This window comes from Neisseria sp. P0021.S005, assembly GCF_051956955.1.
Map to the genome: position 1 here is coordinate 1 of NZ_JBQCWY010000617.1, position 1,834 is coordinate 1,834.

General features: G+C 53.4%; 1 protein-coding gene and 1 pseudogene. Both read left to right on the forward strand.

Annotated elements, in window-relative coordinates; genetic code table 11:
• Positions 1 to 240, forward strand: a pseudogene (gene prfA / locus ACTHUE_RS17525) (peptide chain release factor 1); the annotation flags it as partial.
• Between the two features lie 149 nt (positions 241 to 389).
• Positions 390 to 1,834 (forward strand): phosphate acetyltransferase (pta, locus tag ACTHUE_RS17530; protein WP_440424069.1); only part of this gene is annotated, 1,445 nt, incomplete at its 3' end.

A 1,834-nucleotide genomic window follows, 5' to 3' on the forward strand; every position in this document is an offset into this window, starting at 1 on the left:
GACGCGCAAAAACGCGAAGCCCAAGCCAAAGAAGCCGCCGAACGCAAATCCCTGATCGGCAGCGGCGACCGCAGCGAACGCATCCGCACCTACAACTACCCGCAAGGCCGCGTGACCGACCACCGCATCAACCTTACCCTGCACAAACTGGATTTTGTGATGGACGGCGATTTGGAAGAAATCACCAATGCCCTGATTGCCGAGCATCAAGCCGAGCTTTTGGCGGCAATGGGGGATTGATGGATTTGGTCCATTGCGTTTATACTTTTCAGACGGCCTGATGACATATGTCAATATGACCGTGTATATGTTATCCCAAAGTGATAAAATGCAGCACCAGCTGCACAACAGCAACACTCTTCTACAATCACCGAAAGAGAGGACACAAAATGGCAAAAATCCTGATCGCACCGGTATCTACCGGCCTGAGCGCCGATGCAGCGGCAAAAGCATTTGCAGCGGCATTGAATGCGCAAGTTTTCCAAGCCGTTGACTCCACTACAGAAACCCTGTTGGCTCAAGGCAAAAGCGACGACTGGTTCGACGCGCTTGTCGGTAAAGTTGCAGCATTGAACGCAGATAACCTCGTTATCGAAGGCATCACTCCTGATGCGGACAAATTGTTCTTGGCAGGCAAAAACGTCGAATTGGCGTTGTCTTTGGACGCAGGCGTTGTATTGGCGCTGAAATCCGACAACTCCGACGCAGCCGCCGTTGCCCAACAATTAAACCTCACCAAACAGCTCTACACCAACTCCCCGGGCTTATTGGAAGGCTTTATCATTGACGGCGCAGCCGCTGCTTTAGGCGCACAAGTTGCCGAGCAAACCGGCCTGACTTTCTTCGGCTCCAGCGACAAACTGCAAGACGTATCCGCTTTGGCCAAACGCGAAGCCAAACGCCTGTCTCCAGCCCAATTCCGTTACAACCTGATCGATTTCGCACGCAAAGCCGATATGCGCATCGTCCTGCCTGAAGGCGCAGAACCACGCACCGTCGCCGCTGCCGCTATCTGTCACGAAAAAGGCATCGCCCGTTGCGTACTGTTGGCGACCCGCGAAGAAGTTGAAGCCGTAGCGAAAGAACGCGGCATCTCCCTGCCCGATTCTTTGGAAATCATTGATCCAGCTACTTTGGTTGAACAATACGTTGAACCAATGTGCGAATTGCGCAAATCCAAAGGCCTGACTCCTGAAGATGCACGCAAACAGCTGCAAGACACCGTCGTACTGGGTACCATGATGATGGCTCAAAACGACGTAGACGGTTTGGTTTCCGGCGCAGTCCACACTACTGCCAACACCATCCGCCCTGCCCTGCAACTGATTAAAACCGCTCCGGGTGCAAGCCTTGTATCCAGCGTATTCTTCATGTTGCTGCCTAACCAAGTTTTGGCATTCGGCGACTGCGCGGTTAACCCGAACCCAACTCCGGAACAACTGGCCGACATCGCCATCCAATCTGCCGACAGCGCCAAAGCCTTCGGTATCGATCCCAAAGTGGCCATGATTTCCTACTCTACCATCAACTCAGGCAGCGGCCCTGATGTCGATGCAGTGATAGAAGCAACCAAACTGGCTAATGAAAAACGCCCTGATTTGGCCATCGAAGGCCCGTTGCAATACGATGCGGCTACCGTTCCATCTATCGGCCAATCCAAAGCTCCGGGCAGCGCTGTTGCCGGTCAAGCAACCGTTTTAGTTTTCCCAGACCTCAATACCGGCAACTGTACTTACAAAGCCGTACAACGCAGCGCCAACGTCCTGAGCGTAGGCCCGTTGTTGCAAGGTTTGCGTAAACCGGTTAACGACTTGTCCCGCGGCGCATTGATTGA